This is a genomic window from Pseudomonas sp. UME65, from assembly GCF_014170225.1.
GTDB lineage: Bacteria > Pseudomonadota > Gammaproteobacteria > Pseudomonadales > Pseudomonadaceae > Aquipseudomonas > Aquipseudomonas protegens.
On record NZ_LZZQ01000016.1, the window covers coordinates 994,857 to 1,012,169 of the forward strand.

Sequence of the window (17,313 nt, forward strand, 5' to 3'; positions counted from 1 at the left end):
CGGCCATGGACATGCCACTGAACCTGTTCAAGCAACGCCTGCAACAGCGCGAACCGCAGATTGGCCTGTGGCTGGGCCTGGCGGACGGCTACTGTGCCGAGCTGGCGGCCAACGCCGGTTTCGACTGGCTGCTGCTGGACGGCGAACACGCGCCCAACGATCTGCGCAGCCTGCTGGCGCAGTTGCAGGCCATTGCCCCTTACCCAGCCCAAGGCATTATCCGCCCGCCCATTGGCGATACCGCGCTGATCAAGCAATTGCTGGACATCGGCGCCCAGACCCTGTTGATCCCCATGGTGGAAAGCGCCGAGCAGGCACGCCAGCTGGTGCGCGCCATGCGCTATCCGCCACTGGGGGTTCGTGGCGTAGGCAGCGCCCTGGCCCGGGCGTCGCGCTGGAACAGCATCGCCGGCTACCTGGATCAGGCGGACGAGCAGATGTGCCTGCTGGTGCAGATCGAGAACCTCGAAGGCCTGCGCAACCTGGATGAGATTCTCGCGGTGGACGGGGTCGACGGGGTGTTTATCGGCCCGGCGGATCTGTCGGCGGCCATGGGCCAGCGGGGCAACCCCGGGCACCCGGACGTGGTGGCCGCGATTGAAGACGCCATCGTGCGGATTCGTCGGGCGGGCAAGGCCGCAGGGATTCTCAGTGCCGATCAGCGACTGGCGCGGCGTTGCATCGAGTTGGGGGCAAATTTTGTCGCGGTGGGCGTGGATACCACCGTCCTGATGAAGGGCCTGCAGAGCCTGGCCGGCCAGTACAAGACCCTGGACACCCCCACCAGCGAAGGCGGGGTTTACTGACGGGCGATGGCTGTAGGAGCCGGCTTGCCGGCGAAGGCGGTCTTGCGGATGCGGCAAGGCTTGAGGGCCTATTCGCTGGCAAGCCAGCTCCTACGGGGTGCCTAGTGGTTGCTGGCCAGGCGCCAAACGCGGGCGATGTCGGCGGCGCGTTCGCGCAGCAGGCGCGGGGCTTCGCGGCAGGCCTGTTCCAGGCTCATGGGCCCGGAGGTCAGGGCGAAGGCCGCATCCACGCCGTGGGCGTACATCTGCTGGTAACCCTCGCCCAGGGTGCCGGCAATGACAATCACCGGAACCCCCTGCTCCCGGGCAATGCGCGCCACGCCAAAGGGGGTCTTGCCGCGCAAGGTCTGGGCGTCGAAGCGACCTTCACCGGTAATCACCAGATCAGCGCCCTGCACCGCCTGTTCCAGGCCCACCAGTTCCGCCACCACTTCCACCCCGGGACGAAATTGCGCGCCGAGAAACGCCTTGGCGGCAAACCCCAGGCCACCGGCCGCGCCGCTGCCGGGTTCATCACGCACATCCTTGGGCAGTACCTGGGCGCACAGGTCGGCAAAGTGTCCCAGGGCCTGGTCCAGTTGCTGCACCTGCTGCGCCGAGGCGCCTTTCTGCGGGCCGAAGATGGCTGAAGCGCCGTGCTCGCCGCACAGCGGGTTGTTGACGTCGGCGGCGATGTCGAAGCGCACCTGGGCCAGGCGCGGGTCCATGGCATCCAGCTCGATATGGTCGAGGTCGGCCAGGGCCAGGCCGCCGCGAGGCAGTATCCGGCCCTGGCGGTCCAGCAGCTTGACCCCCAGCGCCTGCAGGGCCCCCGCGCCGCCGTCGTTGGTGGCGCTGCCGCCGATGGCCAGGATGATGCGCCGGGCACCGGCCTCCAGAGCGGCCTGGATCAGCTCCCCCGTGCCGAAGGTGCTGCTGTTGCACGCATCGCGCTGCTCCAGCGCCAGCAGTTGCAGGCCACTGGCCTCGGCCATTTCGATGATTGCCGTGTGGCTCTGAGGCAGCCAGCCCCAGCGCGCCTCCACGATCGCTCCCAGCGGCCCCTGGACCCGGTTGCTGCGCAGTTGCCCGTCACAGGCGGCGAGAATCGATTCCACCGTCCCTTCGCCACCGTCGGCCATGGGGCATTGGCACAGCTCGGCGTCGGGCCACACATCCGCCAGTCCCTGGGCAATGGCCTGGGCCACGCCTTCGGCACTCAGGCTGTCCTTGAACGAGTCGGGGGCGATGATGATCTTCATGGGTTTTCTCCGGTTCTTGTGCCGCCATGCTGCCATCTGGCGCAGACGCTGACCCCGGGCCACTGCACAAGTCCGAGGGCGCTTTATTGTTCATTGCTACAACCGCGCAACCTCGCCTAGCGTTGAAACCGCTGCCGCAGGCTGCGAACGGGCGCGTAGCGCTCGCGAAGGTCTTGGAAGCGATACAGGTTTGGCTGGAGATTGCCAGGCAAGGCCCTGCGGGCCTTTGCGCAGCCTCGCTGAAGCTCGGCAGCGGCTACAGACCCGTTAAATCCTCCTGGGCCTGTAGCCGCTGCCGCAGGCTGCGAACGGGCGCGTAGCGCTCGCGAAGGTCTTGGAAGCGATACAGGTTTGGCTGGAGATTGCCAAGCAAGGCCCTGCGGGCCTTTTCGCAGCCTCGCCAAGGCTCGGCAGCGGCTACCACCCCTGTTGGATCGGGATAGGCGATGGTGGAGATCGGCGCGATAAATCAGGCCGGCTCGCTGCGGTGGGGCAGCAGCTGTACGCCAAGATAAAGAGCCAGCATGCCGTCCAGGCGCAAGGGGTCGACGCCGCTGAGCTCGGCTATCCGTTCCATGCGGTAGCGCAGGCTGTTGCGGTGGATGCCCAGGGCATCGGCGCAGGCCTGGCTCTGGCCGTCGTGGTCGCACCAGCTGCGCAGGGTCGCCAGCAACTGGCCGTTGCTGTCCTTGGCCAGGACCTTGCGCAACGGCGTCAGCAGTTCGTCCAGGGCGTCATCGTTGCGGTGGCGCCAGAGCATCACCGGCAGGCGGTAGCGGTTGAGGGTGAGCAATCGCACGTCCGGCAGGATATCCCGGCCGTAGGCCAGCAGGTCGCCGACCCGGCGGTAGCAGCGGCGCAATCCGGCCAGGCCCTCGGCCTGCCCGCCCACCGCCACCCGCAGGATGTTCCAGCCCAGGCCGTCGAGCTTTTCCAGCAGCCGCGGGTTGTCCAGGCTCAGGCTCGCCGGGCGGCACCAGAGCAGGGAACTCTTCGACGAGCTGACGCACCAGCTGTCCGGATAGCGGCTCAGCAACCAACTGCTGAGGCTATCCACGCCCTGCCCCGAGGCCGGTTCCTGGGCCAGTTCGAACAGATAGGGCGTACGCGCCAGCTGTGGCTTGAGGCCCATCTGCTGGGCTTCATCCACCAGCCGCGGTGAGTCGCCGCCGTCGCTCAGCAGCAGGGCCAGCAGGTCGTCGCAGCGCTGGCGCCGCCATTGCTGCTCGGCCTGCTGGTGGCGCTGGCCCACCAGCATCTCGGCGGTCATGCGCACCAGTTCGGCATAGGTGCGCAACTGCGCCGGGTCGCCGGTAATGCCCAGCACCCCGATCAGCCGCTGGTCATGCAGCAACGGCAGGTTGATGCCCGGCTGCACGCCCTTGAGCTGGCGCGCGGTGGGTTCGTCGATCTCCACCACCCGGCCGTTGGCCAGCACCAGTTGCGCGCCTTCGTGCCGGGTGTTGATACGCTCCGGCTCGCCGCTGCCAAGGATCAGGCCCTGGCTGTCCATGACGTTGACGTTGTAGGGCAGGATCGCCATCGTGCGGTCGACGATATCCTGCGCCAGGTCATGATCCAGTTCGAACATGGGGGGATGATCCTTGACGGCTACAGCTGCGGGGACGGGCCGCGGGGTACGCGGCGTTGTTCAGTGGCACAGGGCCCGGGGCCAATCGCTGTGCGCCGGCACAAAGACAGGCCCGCGCCGGTGACCGAGACTCTCAGGGCGGTCAACGTTACCCTTGCACCGCGAAAAATCATAATAAAGAGAGACACACCATGTCACAGAGCGCCGCTGCCCCACTGGCCCAGGCTGACGACAAGAACGCCGTCTACAAGCGCATTACCCTGCGCCTGATCCCCTTCATCTTCGTCTGCTACCTGTTCAACTACCTCGACCGGGTCAACGTTGGCTTCGCCAAGTTGCAGATGCTCGATGCCCTGAAATTCAGCGAAACGGTCTACGGCCTGGGCGCCGGGATTTTCTTCATCGGCTACGTGCTGTGCGGCGTGCCGAGCAACCTGGCACTGAACCGGTTCGGCCCGCGGCGCTGGATCGCGCTGATGATGATCACCTGGGGCACCTTGTCCACCTGCCTGCTGTTCGTCACCACGCCGACCCAGTTCTACACCCTGCGCCTGTTCACCGGGGCCGCCGAAGCCGGCTTCTTCCCCGGCGTGGTGCTGTACCTCTCGCAGTGGTTCCCGACCTTCCGCCGTGGCCGGATCATGGCCCTGTTCATGTCGGCGATCCCGGTGTCCGGCCTGCTGGGCAGCCCGTTTTCCGGCTGGATCCTCAACCACTTCGCCGCCGGCCAGGGCGGCCTCGCCGGCTGGCAGTGGATGTTCCTGCTGCAGGGCATTCCTACCGTGATCCTCGGCGCCCTGGCGTTCTTCCTGCTCAGCGACAGCTTCGCCCATGCCAAGTGGCTGACCCCGACTGAACGCGCGGTGCTGGAGGCCGACCAGGCCAGCGACCTCGCCAACCAGCCCAAGACCGCCAGCGACTCCCTGGCCGCGGTGTTCAAGAACCCGGCGATCTGGGCCTTCGGCCTGATCTACTTCTGCATCCAGAGCGGGGTCTACGCGATCAACTTCTGGCTGCCGTCGATCATCAAGAACCTGGGGTTTGCCGACAACCTGGTGATCGGCTGGCTGAGCGCCATTCCCTACCTGCTGGCGGCGGTGTTCATGCTGCTGGTGGGGCGTTCGGCGGACCTGCGCAAGGAGCGCCGCTGGCACCTTGTAGTGCCGATGCTGATGGGCGCCGTGGGGCTGCTGATCGCGGTTAACTTCGCCGCCAACCCGGCCATCGCCATTCTCGGCCTGACCCTCGCCACCATGGGTGCCCTCACCGGCCTGCCGATGTTCTGGCCGGTGCCCACCGCCCTGCTCAGCGCCGGTGCGGCTGCGGGTGGCCTGGCGCTGATCAACTCCATGGGCCAGATGGCCGGGTTCCTCAGCCCCTATATCGTCGGCTGGGTCAAGGACAGCACCGGTTCCACCGACGCCGCGCTGTACCTGCTGGCCGGGGTGATTGTTGCCGGCAGCCTGCTGGCGCTGCGCATGACCCGCACCCTAAACCGCTAAGCCCCGGCACTACACAGCCCCGGCCACGACAAAAGCCCGTTCGAGCCTCGGCTCCAACGGGCTTTTTCATGGCTGGGCTCAGGCCGGTGCCCCACCTTGTCGGGCGTAGTCGTGGCTGATGCTCAACGCTCCCATCGCCGGAGCATCCAACTCCAGCACCAGGCCGCCGGGCAAGCGGACGAAGATCTGCCAGATGCCGTCTTCCGGCACCTGCGCCACTTGATGTTCCAGGCCACTGGCCTGCACCCGGCGCAACACGGCTTCGGCTGCCTCCTGGGTACTGAAGGCGATGTGGCTCAGGTGCGGCTCAGGGCAATGGGCCTGTTCGATGACGTGCACCAGCGCCGCCTCGCCCTGGTACAACCAGCGCCCGGGAAAGGGAAACGGCGGCCGCCGGCCCGTTTGCAGGCCCAGCAGATCGGCGAAGGCCTGCTGCAACGCCTCGCCCTCGGCGCAGTTGAACGCCAGGTGATCGAAGCGCCAGTTCATAACAGGCCTCCACCATCGACATCGATCAGGCTCCCGCTGATAAAGCCGTTCTCCATGGCCAGGATAAAGGCCGCCGCCACTTCATCCGGCTGACCGACGCGGCCCACCGGCAGGTTGGCAGCGGTGCGGGCGAACATCGCTTCGCGGGCGTCCTCGGGCATCCCGGCATAGGCTTCGGTGGCGGTGACCCCGGGGCTGATGACATTCACCCGGCGTGGCGCCAGCTCCTTGGCCAAGTGCTTGCCCAGGGCTTCGAGGGCGGCGTTGAGGGTGGTCTTGAGCACTTGCCCGGGGACCATTTTGCGCGACAGCAGGCCCGAGGTCAGGCTGATGCTGCCTTGCGGCGCGAGTGTCGGCAGCGCCGCCTGAACCGCGCGCCACACGCCCCAGAACTTCACCTCAAAAGCCCGCTGGGCATCCAGCAGATCGGTGTCGGCCAGGGGCTTGGCGGCAATGGCCGGACCGGCGCTGATCACCAGGTGATCGAAGGCCCCCACCCTGGCGAACAAGGCCTGGAGACTGGCGGCATCGGTAATGTCCACGGCGATGCTGCAGGCCGATTCCGGCAGCTGTGCCTGCTGGCGCTGCAAGGCCTCGAGGCTGCGCCCCGCCAGTACCACCCGAGCACCTCGGGCCGCGGCCTGGCGCGCCACCGCAGCGCCGATGCCGCTGCCGGCGCCAATCACCACCAAGGTTTGCCGGGCCAGGCTTGAGTTGGAAAGAGTCATTGCGATCACCTGCTGCGATTGAAAGTGATTGCATCTTCCCAGCTTGCCAATCGAGGAAAAATCCAGCTAAAACGCAAAGATCTTTAAAGGATTTTTATTAATGAGCTCGATACTGGACCTGGAAATCTTCGTACGCACCGCCGATGCCGGGAGCATTTCCGCCGCGGCCCGCTCCCTGGGCCTGACCGCCGCAGCCGCCAGCATCGCCCTCAAGCGCCTGGAAACCCGCCTCGGCAGCCGTCTGCTGGCGCGTTCCACCCGCAGCATGAGGCTCACCGAGGAAGGCCGCCGCTACCTGGAAAGCGTGCGCCTGGCCCTGGCCACCCTGGAGGACGGCGAGCTGGCGCTCAAGCAGCAGAGCCAGGGCCTGGCCGGGGTGCTGCAGTTGTCGGCGCCCTCGGACTTCGGGCGCAATGCCCTGCTTCCCTGGCTCGATGAATTCAAGGCCGAGCACCCGCAACTGCGCCTGCAACTGCGGCTCGATGATCGCCACGCCGACCTGTTCCGCGACGCTGTGGATGTGGCCCTGCGCTTTGGCGTGCCCGAGGATTCCAGCCTGGTGGCCTTGCCGATTCTCCCCGGGCACCGGCGCATCGCCTGCGCCAGCCCGGCCTACCTGGCCCGTTGCGGGGTGCCGCAAAACCCCGAGGCGCTGGCCGGGCACAGCGCCCTGCTGTACCTGCGCAATGGCCAGCCCTATGACCGCTGGCGTTTCAGCCGCGACAGCGAAACCCGCGAAGTCCTGGTGCGTGGCGATTACTTGTGCGACGACGGTGAGGTGGCCCGGCGCTGGGCCCTGGCCGGCCACGGCATTGTCTACAAGGCCCGGCTGGATGTGGCCGAGGACATCCGCGCCGGGCGCCTGGTGCCGCTGCTCGGCGACTGGCAAGGGGAACCGGCCCCCTTCAACTTGCTGTGCCCCCATCGCCTGCAGGTTTCCCAGCGGGTGCGCCTGCTGCACAGTTTTGTGTTGCAACGCTGCCGGGCGCTGTGCCCCTGACCCGGTGCGGCCCCGGGGCGGTTGGCCGCTGCGCGGTTCGCCGGCAAGCCGGCTCCTACGGAACCTCCTTGTAGGAGCGGGCTTGCCAGCGAAGGCGACCTCACGGGCACCTGTGCCGGCAAGGGAGCGCCATTCAGACATTGCAGAGGCCTGGGGTTGTGGTATTTGATGGTCGCCCCCATGGCCGGAAACGCACTGGCCAGCCCTCTAGCACAAGGATTCCGCCCATGAGCTATCGCACCCTCGGCCATTCCGGTCTCAAGGTTTCCACCCTGACCCTGGGCACCATGATGTTCGGCGAGCAGACCAGTACCGAAGACTCGCTGCGTATCATCGACAAGGCCTGGGACCAGGGGATCAACTTCATCGACACCGCCGACGTCTATACCCAGGGCCGCTCCGAGGAGATCGTCGGCGAAGCCATTGCCAGCCACCGCCATGAGTGGGTGCTGGCGTCCAAGGTCGGCTTCGGTCCGGTGGACGGCGTGCCCAACCGCAGCGGCCTGAGCCGCAAGCACATCTTCAACGGCATCGAGGCCAGCCTGACCCGCCTGGGCACCGATTACCTGGACATCTACTACCTGCACCGCGAAGACCACAACACGCCTCTGGAGGTGAGCATCTCGGCCATCGGCGACCTGTTGCGCCAGGGCAAGATCCGCTACTGGGGCCTGTCCAATTATCGGGGCTGGCGGATTGCCGAGGCGATTCGAGTCGCCGACCAGTTGGGGGTGGACCGCCCAGTGATCAGCCAGCCGCTGTACAACATCGTCAACCGCCAGGCCGAGGGCGAGCAGATCACCGCCGCCCGCGCCTATGGCCTGGGCGTGGTGCCCTACAGCCCCCTGGCCCGTGGTGTGCTCAGCGGCAAGTATGCGCCGGACGTCGCCCCGGACGCCGCCAGCCGCGCCGGGCGCCAGGACAAGCGCATCCTGGAGACCGAATGGCGGGTCGAATCCCTGCGCATCGCCCAGCAGATCCAGGAATACGCCCAGGGGCGCGGGGCCGGGATCGTCGAGTTCGCCATTGCCTGGGTACTGAACAACCAGGCGGTGAGCTCGGCCATTGTCGGCCCGCGCACTGAAGCCCAGTGGGACGCCTACACCCGGGCCCTGGAGGTGAAGATCAGCCCTGAGGACGAAGCCTTCATCGACGCGCTGGTGACCCCGGGGCACGCCTCGACACCCGGCTTCAATGATGTCGGCCATTTTGTCTCCGGACGTTTTGCGCACCTGGGCTAAACACGGGCCCTGGCCGCGCAAACCCAGCGGCCATCGCAGTCCGGCCTTTCCCTGGAAGGCCGGGCCGCGCCACAAACGAGAAATTTTCCCGCCGGGGTGTCGCAAACAGAGCAAAAATCCCGGGGCAAACCCTCTATATTCCCCCTCGCTCCACTCTCCCCTTCTTTTTGTGCATCCCGAGCGTTCGGGTTCTACGAGGACTGCGTGTCTAAAGGTATTGCGTTATCGGTTCTGGCGTCGGTGCTGTTTGCCGTCATGTATTTCTACACTTCGCTGCTGGCGCCCCTGACCGGGGTGGAGATCTTCGGCTGGCGGATGTTGCTGACCCTGCCCTGCATGACCCTGTTCATGCTGCTGGCCGGTGAATGGCATCGGGTCGACGAGGTGCTGCGACGGGTGCGCAGCAAGCCCGTGCTGGGCCCGGCGCTGCTGCTGTCGTCGGCGCTGGTCGGGGTGCAGCTCTGGCTGTTCATGTGGGCACCGCTCAACGGCCACAGCCTGGACGTATCCCAGGGCTATTTCCTGCTGCCGCTGACCATGGTCCTGACCGGACGCATCGTCTATGGCGAACGTCTGTCGCGGCTGCAGAAGCTGGCAGCGGTGCTGGCCTGCATCGGCGTGCTCAACGAGCTGTACCAGGTGGGCAGTTTTTCCTGGGCGACCCTGGTGGTGGCCCTGGGCTACCCGCTGTATTTCGTCTTGCGCAAGCGCCTGGGCACCGACCACCTGGGCGGCCTGTGGGTGGACATGGCCCTGCTGATGCCGGTGGCGCTGTGGGTGGTGCAGAGCGGCGAACAGGGCATTGCCGTGGTCGCGGCCCAACCCTGGCTGTACCTGCTGATTCCCGTGCTGGGGGTGATCAGTGCCTCGGCGCTGGTGTGCTACATCATTGCCAGCCGCTTGCTGGCCTTCAGCCTGTTCGGCCTGCTCAGCTATGTGGAACCGGTACTGCTGCTGTTGGTGGCGCTGCTGCTGGGGGAAAGCATCAAGGCCGGGGAATGGCTGACCTACGTGCCGATCTGGCTGGCGGTGCTGGTCCTGGTGCTCGAAGGCGTGCGCCATCTGCTGCGCCAGCGCCGGGGCTGAGCCCGGCTGCGGGGGTATCTCGCGTGCATCAAGGCCTGCGGTACAGGCTCAGGGCTTGATCTGCTTCAGTTCATTGAGCAGGGCCAGCAAGGCCTGCATCTTGTCTTCGCCGAACTGCTGCTGGATCTTTTGGTAGTTGATTTCCATGTCGCCGCTCATGGATTCGAAACAGGCCTGGCCCTTGTCGGTCAGGGTGATGAACAGGCGGCGCTGGTCTTCCGGAGACTTGCGCCGGCTGACGTACTGGTCGCGCTCCAGGCGGGTCAGCACGCCGGTCATGCTCGGCGGCAGGATGCAGGCCATCTTCGCCAGTTGATGGCTCTCCAGCTCGCCGTTCTGGCGCAGGATGCGGATCACCCGCCATTGCTGTTCGGTCAGGTCGTGCTGGTTCAGCGAGGGACGGAAAAACGCCATGGCGGCCTCACGGGCCTGCAGCAGGGTCAAGGTCAGGGAAGGTCTGGGTGTGTTCATCGAGGCATCGGTCAGGGGCTGGGAATCGGGGGCGAAACATTAACACATTCACAATCGCCAACCGACAGGCAAAATAAAGCCCGACCAGAAACCTCCTGATCGGGCCTTGGACTCAAGCGTGCCGGGGCTTACTCGGTGGCGAGTACGCCACGACGCACTTGGTCGCGTTCGATCGATTCGAACAGTGCCTTGAAGTTGCCCTCGCCGAAGCCATCATCGCCCTTGCGCTGGATGAATTCGAAGAACACCGGGCCCATCAGGGTTTCCGAGAAGATCTGCAGCAGCAGGCGCTTGTCGCCGGCTTCCGAAGAACCGTCCAGCAGGATGCCCCGCGATTGCAGCTCGTTGACCGGCTCGCCGTGGTTCGGCAGGCGCCCTTCGAGCATTTCGTAGTAGGTGTCCGGTGGCGCGGTCATGAAGCGCATGCCGATCTTCTTCAGGGCGTCCCAGGTCTTGACCAGGTCGTCGGTGAGGAAGGCCACGTGCTGGATGCCCTCGCCATTGAACTGCATCAGGAACTCCTCGATCTGCCCGGCGCCCTTGGACGATTCCTCGTTCAGCGGGATGCGGATCATGCCATCCGGAGCGGTCATGGCCTTGGAAGTCAGGCCGGTGTACTCGCCCTTGATGTCGAAGTAGCGGATCTCGCGGAAGTTGAACAGCTTCTCGTAGAAGCCGGCCCAGTAGGCCATGCGCCCGCGGTACACGTTGTGGGTCAGGTGGTCGATGATCTTCAGGCCCGCGCCCTTGGGGTTGCGGTCCACGCCTTCGAGGAACACGAAGTCGATGTCGTAGATCGAGCTGCCCTCGCCGAAACGGTCGATCAGGTAAAGCGGCGCGCCGCCAATGCCCTTGATCGCCGGCAGGTTCAGTTCCATCGGGCCGGTTTCAATGTGAATCGGCTGGGCGCCCAGTTCCAGGGCGCGGTTGTAGGCCTTTTGCGAATCCTTGACCCGGAACGCCATGCCGCACACCGACGGGCCGTGCTCGGCCGCGAAGTAGGAAGCGACGCTATGGGGTTCGTTGTTGAGGATCAGGTTGATCGCACCCTGGCGATACAGATGCACGTCTTTGGAACGATGGGTCGCGACTTTGGTGAAACCCATGATCTCGAAGATCGGTTCGAGGGTGTTGGGGGTAGGCGATGCGAATTCGATGAATTCAAAGCCCATCAGGCCCATTGGGTTTTCGAAGATATCTGCCATGGTTGGCGCCTCATCATATTTTTAGAATTAACGGATCGTTAGTTGCTAGCAATGCTGAGGAGGGACGGTGGCGCACAGGAGATACCGCGCACGCTGCGGGCGAGGAAGTCACCATAGATCAGTTGAAACCCGAGAATCTTCATTTCGACCCTGTCTTACAGGCTGGGGGGCGAGGCTTCTGCTGCCAGAAGACTTTATTATTGTATGCGTAACCGGATTCTACACAGCGTAAAAGCCTTTGTCCGCATTCTCTATAAAATCGCCTTTTTTGGCCCGCCCGCAAGGGGTTTGTTGCACTGGTAGATACCGCCGAGAATCAGCGCCCCGTCCACCCCCATCACCGGGCTCAACTGTTCTCCCAGCACGAGCGCGCCGAGGATCACCGCCGTCAGCGGATTGAGGGCGATGAATACACCGCAACGGGTGGCACCGATCCGCCGCAAGCCGTCGTAATACCAGATATAGGCCAGCGCCGAACCCAGCACGCCCAGGTACAACAGGCTCAAGCCCTGGGCCAGGTTCAGGCGAGCCACCGCCTGCAGGTCGAACTCGCCACGGATCAGGGTGGCGGCGCAGAGCATCAGGGTGCCCAGGAGGATCGAGCAGGTCACGGTTTGCAATGAGCCCAGGCTGTGGTTCAGCCCCCTGGAGAACAGCGAGTACACGCCCCAGCCCAGCACGCAGCCAAGAATCAGCAGGTCGCCTTGCCAGCTCCCGGCCTGCGCCGCCAGGGCCGAAGGGTCACGGCTGCAGATCACCAGGGCCGCGCCACAGAGGCACAGGGCAATGCCCAACAGCTTGCGCCGGCCCATGCGCTCCTTGAACAGCGCCCAGGACGCCAGGGCAATCACTGCCGGGTTCAGGGCCACGATCAACGATGCCCGAGAAGCCTTGACCTGCTCCAGGCCGAGGAAGAAACACAGGTTGTAGAAGAAGATCCCGAAGAACCCCAATAGTGCCAGTTGGCCAAACTGCCTGAGGCTGGGCCGCACCAGGGGAACGCGCGCCACGGCCATGAAGCCGAGCAAGGCCAGGCTGGCCAGCAGGAACCGCAGGCTGGCGGCCAGCAAGGGCGAGAGCCCGCCGGCCAGGTAGCGCCCGGCAACGAAGGTGCCGCCCCAGATCATGGTGACTGTCGCCAGGCGGCCATACACCGCCAGGTCCCGGTATTCGCCCGCCAGGGGGCCGCTGATATTGCTTTCACTCATGGTCAAGACGCTCTGAGGCAATGGGTTTGTACTGCACGACCATTTTTTGTCTAATGCCTGATCATCGTAAAATGAGCTTTTACTCATGACCCTGACCCAGCTGGAGATCTTTTCCCTGGTGGCCGAACTCCAGGGCTTTACCAGCGCCGCCATGCGCCTGGGCATCACCCAGTCGGCGGTGTCCCATGCCATCAAGTCACTGGAGCAGGAGCTGCAGGTGGACCTGTTTCGCCGGCACCAGGCCCAGGTCGAACTCACCGACATCGGCACCCAGTTGCTGCTGCGCGCCCGGGCCATGCTCGGCCTGGCGGCGACCCTGACCCAGGAAGCCGCGGATGCCCGGGGCATGAAGCGCGGCACCTTGCGCATCGGCTCGTTCGGCCCCACCTCGTCGATCCGCCTCCTGCCCCGAATTCTTCACGACTACCGCCGCGAATATCCGGACATCGAAGTGCATATCGACGAAGGCCCCGATCGCCAGGTCCTGCAATGGCTGGAAGAACGACGGGTGGACCTGGGCTTCGTGGTGTTGCCCCAGGAGCGCTTCGACACCATGCCTGTGGTCGAGGACCAGTTGCTGGCATTGATTCCAGCCAGCCACGCCCTGGCCAGTGAAGCGCAACTGCGCCTGGACCAACTGTGCCATGACCCCTTCGTGCTCACCGAAGCCGGCTCGGCGGAGCTGGTGTCACGCCTGTTCATCGGTGCCGGCCTGCGGCCCAATATCCGCTACCGCAGCACCCAACTGCTGAGCACCCTGGAAACCGTGGCCCGCGGCGATGCCTTGAGCATCGTTGCCGAGTTGTCCCTGCCCCAGTCCGCGGACCCGCGCTACACCAGCCGCCCCCTGGAGCCTGCCGTGCGCCGCCAAGTGGGGATCGCGGTGCTCGACCGACGCCAGGCGTCGCCGGCGGCCCTGGCCTTCATCCAGCACGCGCAGCGCCTTTATCGCCGGTAAAAGCCGGCTATCCTGCGATGATCAAGACAGCCGCAGGGGCCATGCCCCCCGGTGCCATCCTCCCCCTCGCCCGCGCACAGGTCCGATCCATGCCCCTGACCGCCAAAGGTCCATTGAAGCGCTCTACCCGTACCTTCTGGACATTGCTGGCCATGCTTCTTCCCATCGGGCTCGGCGCCCTCATCCTCTACGCCCAGGCCGAACGAACACTGATGCACAGCAGCCTGGAAACCGCCGAAGAGGCCATCCGCCAGTTCGACCTGATGCTCGATAACACCGACATCGCCGCCAGGGCGCTGCTGCCCCAGGTGGGCCGCGATTGTGATGAAGTCCGGCAACTGGCCCTGCGCGAACAGGTCACCCGCCGGCCGTTCGTGCGCTCGACCAACCTGGTGTGGCGCAACAACAACTATTGCAGCTCCCTGCTCGGCAGTTTCGCAGTCCCGCTCAACCCCCTGGACTACGTGGACGGCCGCCTCTGGCTGATGAGCGGCAACCCTGTCACCCCCGACACGGCCCTGCTGGTCTATCGCTGGAGCGAGGGCGATCGCGCCGCCCTGGCCACCATCGACGGCTATCACCTGACCAATGCCCTGCGCCTGATCAGCCGCTTCGCCGACCTGCAATTGCAGGTTGGCGGGCATTGGCTGTCCAGCGACGGCCGTGTCCACGAGGGCAACCCGCCACTGGCGGCCGTGGCCAGCCAGCAACTGAGCTCATCGCGCTATCCCTACAGCGTCAGCTCGGGGTTTCCCGAGGGCGACGTGTGGAGCTACATGAAGAGCCAGTACCCGGCGCTGTTCAGCCTGCTGGTGTTTTTCGGCGCGGCTGCGGGCGTACTTGCCCACTGGCTGCAAAAGCGCTCCGCCTCCCCCACCCACGAGCTGCAACGGGCGCTGGGGGCCCAGGAGTTCATTCCGTACTTTCAGCCGGTGGTGCGCGGGGACACCCTGGCGTGGGCCGGCATCGAAGTCCTGATGCGCTGGCAGCATCCAAAAGAGGGGCTGGTGCGCCCGGACCTGTTCATCCCCTTCGCCGAGCATTCGGGGCTGATCGTGCCCATGACCCGCTCGCTGATGCAGCAGACCCAACAAGCCCTGGCGCCCCATGCCGCGCACTTTACCGACGGTTTCCATATAGGTATCAACATCACCGCCAGCCATTGCCACGACCTGCAGTTGCTGGAGGACTGCCGGGAGTTCCTCGCCGGCTTCCCCCCAGGCAAGGTGATCCTGGTGCTGGAGTTGACCGAACGCGAACTGATCGAGCCCACGACCACCACCCACCAGCTGTTTGCCGCCCTGCACGAACTGGGTGTGATGATCGCCATCGACGACTTCGGTACCGGGCATTCCAGCCTGGGTTATCTGCGCCAGTTCAATGTGGATTATTTGAAGATCGATCAGAGTTTCGTCGCCATGATCGGTGCCGACGCACTGTCCCTGCATATACTCGACAGCATTATCGAACTCTCGGCCAAACTCGATCTGGGCATTGTCGCCGAAGGTATTGAAACTGCAGAACAGCGGGATTATCTAGCAGCTAAAGGGGTGGATTTCCTGCAAGGTTATTTATTCGGACGGCCCATGCCCAGTGCCGAATTTGTTGCAGCCCTGGCGCGCCATTAAATAGCCATACCCGAACAAAAAGTGCTGGATCTAACAACTCGGGGCTTGCACCAATTTGAATCAATTGGTCAATTTCGCATTTGACAAGAACAACCTGATTTACTCTTGATGCATTAACTACTACAATTTTTCCCGCCTGTACAAGATTCACAGGTAGGCCACTTAATCGAGCCTTAATCGGCTCATGGCTTATAGCTTTGTTTGTGGTTTGTATCAGCCAAATAGACTATTGGAGTGAAGATATTGTCCAGACTTGCTGAGTTTCGTGCTGCAGAAAAAGCACTTCAAGAACAGCTCGCGCAGCTTGAATCCCTGAAAAACGACGCCGGACTCAAGAAGGAAATCGAGTTCGAAGAAAAGCTCCAGGCCCTGATGAAGTCCTACGACAAGAGCCTGCGTGACATCATCGCCATCCTTGATCCCAACCAGGGCAAGGCCGGCCTGCCACAGGCCAACGCCCCCAAGCAGCGCCGTGCCCGCGTGGTCAAGGTCTACCAGAACCCGCACACCGGCGAACTGATCGAAACCAAAGGCGGCAATCACCGCGGCCTGAAGGCCTGGAAAGAACAGTACGGTGCCGCCACTGTGGATTCCTGGCTGCGCGCTTGAACAAAGCCGCACCCCGAAAAAGGCCCTGCATATGTAGGGCCTTTTACATTGAATAAGAAAATTCTTATTACGACTTGCATCTAAGGGAAGAGCCGAGCGAGATCCCACCCCTCTCCCTAGCTGATACATCGTGCAATAACGTCTGATTCCCAAGCAACTTCAGGCTTAATGCCTTTTCGCTAACGAACGGGTAACCCGCAGAAAGCGAACCGATTGGTTCAGATTTTTCCTTAAAGTTTAAGGCCGTTTCGTACAGCGAGTATTTCATCCTGGCTCTCGGCAAAAGCCGCAGCCTGGCCAGCGTATGAAAGTACATAAGCCTTATCCCCATTCAGTGCCGCCACCAATGTTTGCGAGAGCACATGCCGGCCATTCTGGGTAATGGTGCAAGTAGTCTCCAGCGCCTCGAGACGACTCAACTGCGCGGCATGAATCTTGTTACAGACACTCTGATAACCGCCCTGGGCAAAGTCCTTTTGCACCGACTTGCGCATCTCCAGCAATACCCCCTGCAGATTGACTACATGCCCACTGTCCACCTGAGTCATGGTCAACTCCATGACCATGAGTGGATTGCCAGCGGTATCGCTCTTGACCGCTCTCTGCCGAGACACCTTGGCGGCCTCTTCGCCTTCTGGGGCCGGCAGCGGCTCCACCGTCCAGCCCTGGGGCCAGGTCACTTGCGGCTCGGCCTCTGCAACACCGGCCAGCGCCAGTAGCAACAGAGCTGCGGCGCGGAACTTAAAAGACTCGATCATGCGTTTGCACACTGAGGTAAAGGGGCCTGGAAGTCTGAGCCCGGCGCCAGGAATGGGCAATAGATCAGGAGCTTTGGGTTTGGCGCCAGCCGACCCACTTGCGTATCATTGCCCGACCCCAAGGATGTCCGAACCATTGCCAGCCAAGGCTGCTTGCCCCGGCAAGCAGTCTTGGCCGCACTTTCTTCTGGAGGGCCCATGAGCCTCAACGAACTCAATACCTTTCCCGGCGTGACCGCCCAACCGGATGCGGCCACTGCCCGTTTCGTGTTCAACCACACCATGTTGCGCGTCAAGGACATCACTCGCTCCCTGGACTTCTACACCCGGGTCCTGGGCTTTTCCCTGGTAGAAAAACGCGACTTCCCTGAAGCCGAGTTCAGCCTGTACTTCCTGGCCCTGGTGGACAAGACACAGATCCCGGCAGACGCTGGCGCACGAACCGAGTGGATGAAGTCGATTCCCGGCATTCTCGAACTGACCCACAACCACGGCACCGAGAACGATCCAGCCTTCGCCTACCACAACGGCAACAGCGACCCGCGCGGCTTCGGCCACATCTGTATCTCGGTGCCGGACATCGTCGCCGCCTGCGAGCGCTTCGAAGCCCTGGGCTGCGATTTCCAGAAGCGCCTGAACGATGGCCGGATGAAAAGCCTGGCCTTCATCAAGGACCCGGACGGCTACTGGGTCGAGATCATCCAGCCAGCACCGCTGTAAACCTATGCAGGTGCGAAGCCGGCCTGTGTAGAAGCTGGATTGTCAGCACTTCCCTTCTCAAGGGCGGCGCAA

At 63.9% G+C, this 17,313-nt stretch carries 17 protein-coding genes; 9 read left to right on the plus strand and 8 right to left on the minus strand.

The features are described from left to right. Positions 1–5 precede the first annotated feature (5 nt). The gene (gene hpaI, locus A9971_RS29635; protein WP_053158925.1) at positions 6–806 is read left to right on the plus strand and encodes a 4-hydroxy-2-oxoheptanedioate aldolase; all 801 of its coding nucleotides are present in this window, start codon (positions 6–8) and stop codon (positions 804–806) included. A 101-nt stretch (positions 807–907) separates the two neighbouring features. Here hpaI and A9971_RS29640 read toward each other — a convergent pair whose 3' ends face one another. Then, the gene (locus A9971_RS29640) at positions 908–2,047 is read right to left on the minus strand and encodes a glycerate kinase (protein ID WP_183000374.1); all 1,140 of its coding nucleotides are present in this window, start codon (positions 2,045–2,047) and stop codon (positions 908–910) included. A 469-nt stretch (positions 2,048–2,516) separates the two neighbouring features. After that, a complete protein-coding gene (locus tag A9971_RS29645) occupies positions 2,517–3,638 on the minus strand; it encodes a sugar diacid recognition domain-containing protein (RefSeq protein WP_183000375.1) in 1,122 nt (373 codons plus the stop codon). 191 nt (positions 3,639–3,829) lie between these two features. On the opposite strand from A9971_RS29645, the gene A9971_RS29650 reads away from it, so the two are divergent. Beyond that, entirely contained in the window at positions 3,830–5,140 is a 1,311-nt protein-coding gene (locus A9971_RS29650) for an MFS transporter (RefSeq protein ID WP_011061662.1), read from the plus strand. 78 nt (positions 5,141–5,218) lie between these two features. On the opposite strand, the gene A9971_RS29655 is transcribed toward A9971_RS29650, so the two are convergent. Then, entirely contained in the window at positions 5,219–5,629 is a 411-nt protein-coding gene (locus A9971_RS29655; protein WP_123473485.1) for a hypothetical protein, read from the minus strand. Continuing rightward, positions 5,626–6,357, minus strand: a complete 732-nt coding sequence (locus A9971_RS29660; protein ID WP_183000376.1) for an SDR family oxidoreductase — start codon at positions 6,355–6,357, stop codon at positions 5,626–5,628. The genes A9971_RS29655 and A9971_RS29660 overlap by 4 nt, the downstream gene beginning before the upstream one ends. Positions 6,358–6,457: 100 nt before the next feature. Here A9971_RS29660 and A9971_RS29665 point away from each other — a divergent pair, with 100 nt between their 5' ends. The 3 genes from A9971_RS29665 to rarD all read left to right on the plus strand — a co-directional run bounded on the left by A9971_RS29665 (position 6,458) and on the right by rarD (position 9,684). Continuing rightward, positions 6,458–7,357 (plus strand): LysR family transcriptional regulator, encoded by a 900-nt coding sequence (locus tag A9971_RS29665; protein WP_015635879.1) that lies wholly within the window; start codon positions 6,458–6,460, stop codon positions 7,355–7,357. 227 nt (positions 7,358–7,584) lie between these two features. After that, positions 7,585–8,598 (plus strand): aldo/keto reductase, encoded by a 1,014-nt coding sequence (locus tag A9971_RS29670; protein ID WP_053158935.1) that lies wholly within the window; start codon positions 7,585–7,587, stop codon positions 8,596–8,598. 204 nt (positions 8,599–8,802) lie between these two features. Continuing rightward, positions 8,803–9,684 carry an EamA family transporter RarD gene (gene rarD, locus A9971_RS29675; protein ID WP_015635880.1) on the plus strand — a complete coding sequence of 294 codons (882 nt, stop codon included), beginning with the start codon at positions 8,803–8,805 and terminating at the stop codon, positions 9,682–9,684. Positions 9,685–9,732: 48 nt separating this feature from the next. Here the strand turns inward: rarD and hpaR are convergent, their stop codons facing one another. The 3 genes from hpaR to A9971_RS29690 all read right to left on the minus strand — a co-directional run bounded on the left by hpaR (position 9,733) and on the right by A9971_RS29690 (position 12,568). Next, positions 9,733–10,155 (minus strand): homoprotocatechuate degradation operon regulator HpaR, encoded by a 423-nt coding sequence (gene hpaR / locus A9971_RS29680; protein WP_011061668.1) that lies wholly within the window; start codon positions 10,153–10,155, stop codon positions 9,733–9,735. A gap of 128 nt (positions 10,156–10,283) precedes the next feature. Next, positions 10,284–11,360, minus strand: coding sequence for a 4-hydroxyphenylpyruvate dioxygenase (gene hppD, locus A9971_RS29685; RefSeq protein WP_011061669.1), 1,077 nt, complete (start codon positions 11,358–11,360; stop codon positions 10,284–10,286). 251 nt (positions 11,361–11,611) lie between these two features. Further along, positions 11,612–12,568: a DMT family transporter gene (locus A9971_RS29690; protein WP_183000377.1), complete on the minus strand. Its 957-nt coding sequence runs from the start codon at positions 12,566–12,568 to the stop codon at positions 11,612–11,614. 85 nt (positions 12,569–12,653) lie between these two features. Here A9971_RS29690 and A9971_RS29695 point away from each other — a divergent pair, with 85 nt between their 5' ends. The 3 genes from A9971_RS29695 to A9971_RS29705 all read left to right on the plus strand — a co-directional run bounded on the left by A9971_RS29695 (position 12,654) and on the right by A9971_RS29705 (position 15,763). Then, positions 12,654–13,526 (plus strand): LysR family transcriptional regulator, encoded by an 873-nt coding sequence (locus A9971_RS29695; protein ID WP_183000378.1) that lies wholly within the window; start codon positions 12,654–12,656, stop codon positions 13,524–13,526. Between the two features lie 89 nt (positions 13,527–13,615). Next, a complete protein-coding gene (locus A9971_RS29700; protein ID WP_183000379.1) occupies positions 13,616–15,154 on the plus strand; it encodes an EAL domain-containing protein in 1,539 nt (512 codons plus the stop codon). Positions 15,155–15,397: 243 nt separating this feature from the next. Further along, on the plus strand, positions 15,398–15,763 hold the full coding sequence (locus A9971_RS29705) for a histone-like nucleoid-structuring protein, MvaT/MvaU family (RefSeq protein ID WP_015635884.1): 366 nt from the start codon (positions 15,398–15,400) through the stop codon (positions 15,761–15,763). A gap of 230 nt (positions 15,764–15,993) precedes the next feature. Here the strand turns inward: A9971_RS29705 and A9971_RS29710 are convergent, their stop codons facing one another. Next, positions 15,994–16,521 (minus strand): DUF4946 domain-containing protein, encoded by a 528-nt coding sequence (locus A9971_RS29710; RefSeq protein WP_011061674.1) that lies wholly within the window; start codon positions 16,519–16,521, stop codon positions 15,994–15,996. Between the two features lie 198 nt (positions 16,522–16,719). Here A9971_RS29710 and gloA point away from each other — a divergent pair, with 198 nt between their 5' ends. After that, positions 16,720–17,241, plus strand: a complete 522-nt coding sequence (gloA, locus tag A9971_RS29715; protein WP_183000380.1) for a lactoylglutathione lyase — start codon at positions 16,720–16,722, stop codon at positions 17,239–17,241. The last annotated feature ends 72 nt before the right edge of the window (positions 17,242–17,313 follow it).

Excerpts from the sequence above, each read along its gene's own strand:
- hpaI (WP_053158925.1), top strand. The coding sequence starts at position 6 with ATGGACATGCCACTGAACCTGTTCAAGCAACGCCTGCAACAGCGCGAA.
- A9971_RS29640 (WP_183000374.1), bottom strand. The coding sequence starts at position 2,047 with ATGAAGATCATCATCGCCCCCGACTCGTTCAAGGACAGCCTGAGTGCC.
- A9971_RS29645 (WP_183000375.1), bottom strand. The coding sequence starts at position 3,638 with ATGTTCGAACTGGATCATGACCTGGCGCAGGATATCGTCGACCGCACG.
- A9971_RS29650 (WP_011061662.1), top strand. The coding sequence starts at position 3,830 with ATGTCACAGAGCGCCGCTGCCCCACTGGCCCAGGCTGACGACAAGAAC.
- A9971_RS29655 (WP_123473485.1), bottom strand. The coding sequence starts at position 5,629 with ATGAACTGGCGCTTCGATCACCTGGCGTTCAACTGCGCCGAGGGCGAG.
- A9971_RS29660 (WP_183000376.1), bottom strand. The coding sequence starts at position 6,357 with ATGACTCTTTCCAACTCAAGCCTGGCCCGGCAAACCTTGGTGGTGATT.
- A9971_RS29665 (WP_015635879.1), top strand. The coding sequence starts at position 6,458 with ATGAGCTCGATACTGGACCTGGAAATCTTCGTACGCACCGCCGATGCC.
- A9971_RS29670 (WP_053158935.1), top strand. The coding sequence starts at position 7,585 with ATGAGCTATCGCACCCTCGGCCATTCCGGTCTCAAGGTTTCCACCCTG.
- hpaR (WP_011061668.1), bottom strand. The coding sequence starts at position 10,155 with ATGAACACACCCAGACCTTCCCTGACCTTGACCCTGCTGCAGGCCCGT.
- hppD (WP_011061669.1), bottom strand. The coding sequence starts at position 11,360 with ATGGCAGATATCTTCGAAAACCCAATGGGCCTGATGGGCTTTGAATTC.
- A9971_RS29690 (WP_183000377.1), bottom strand. The coding sequence starts at position 12,568 with ATGAGTGAAAGCAATATCAGCGGCCCCCTGGCGGGCGAATACCGGGAC.
- A9971_RS29695 (WP_183000378.1), top strand. The coding sequence starts at position 12,654 with ATGACCCTGACCCAGCTGGAGATCTTTTCCCTGGTGGCCGAACTCCAG.
- A9971_RS29700 (WP_183000379.1), top strand. The coding sequence starts at position 13,616 with ATGCCCCTGACCGCCAAAGGTCCATTGAAGCGCTCTACCCGTACCTTC.
- A9971_RS29710 (WP_011061674.1), bottom strand. The coding sequence starts at position 16,521 with ATGATCGAGTCTTTTAAGTTCCGCGCCGCAGCTCTGTTGCTACTGGCG.
- gloA (WP_183000380.1), top strand. The coding sequence starts at position 16,720 with ATGAGCCTCAACGAACTCAATACCTTTCCCGGCGTGACCGCCCAACCG.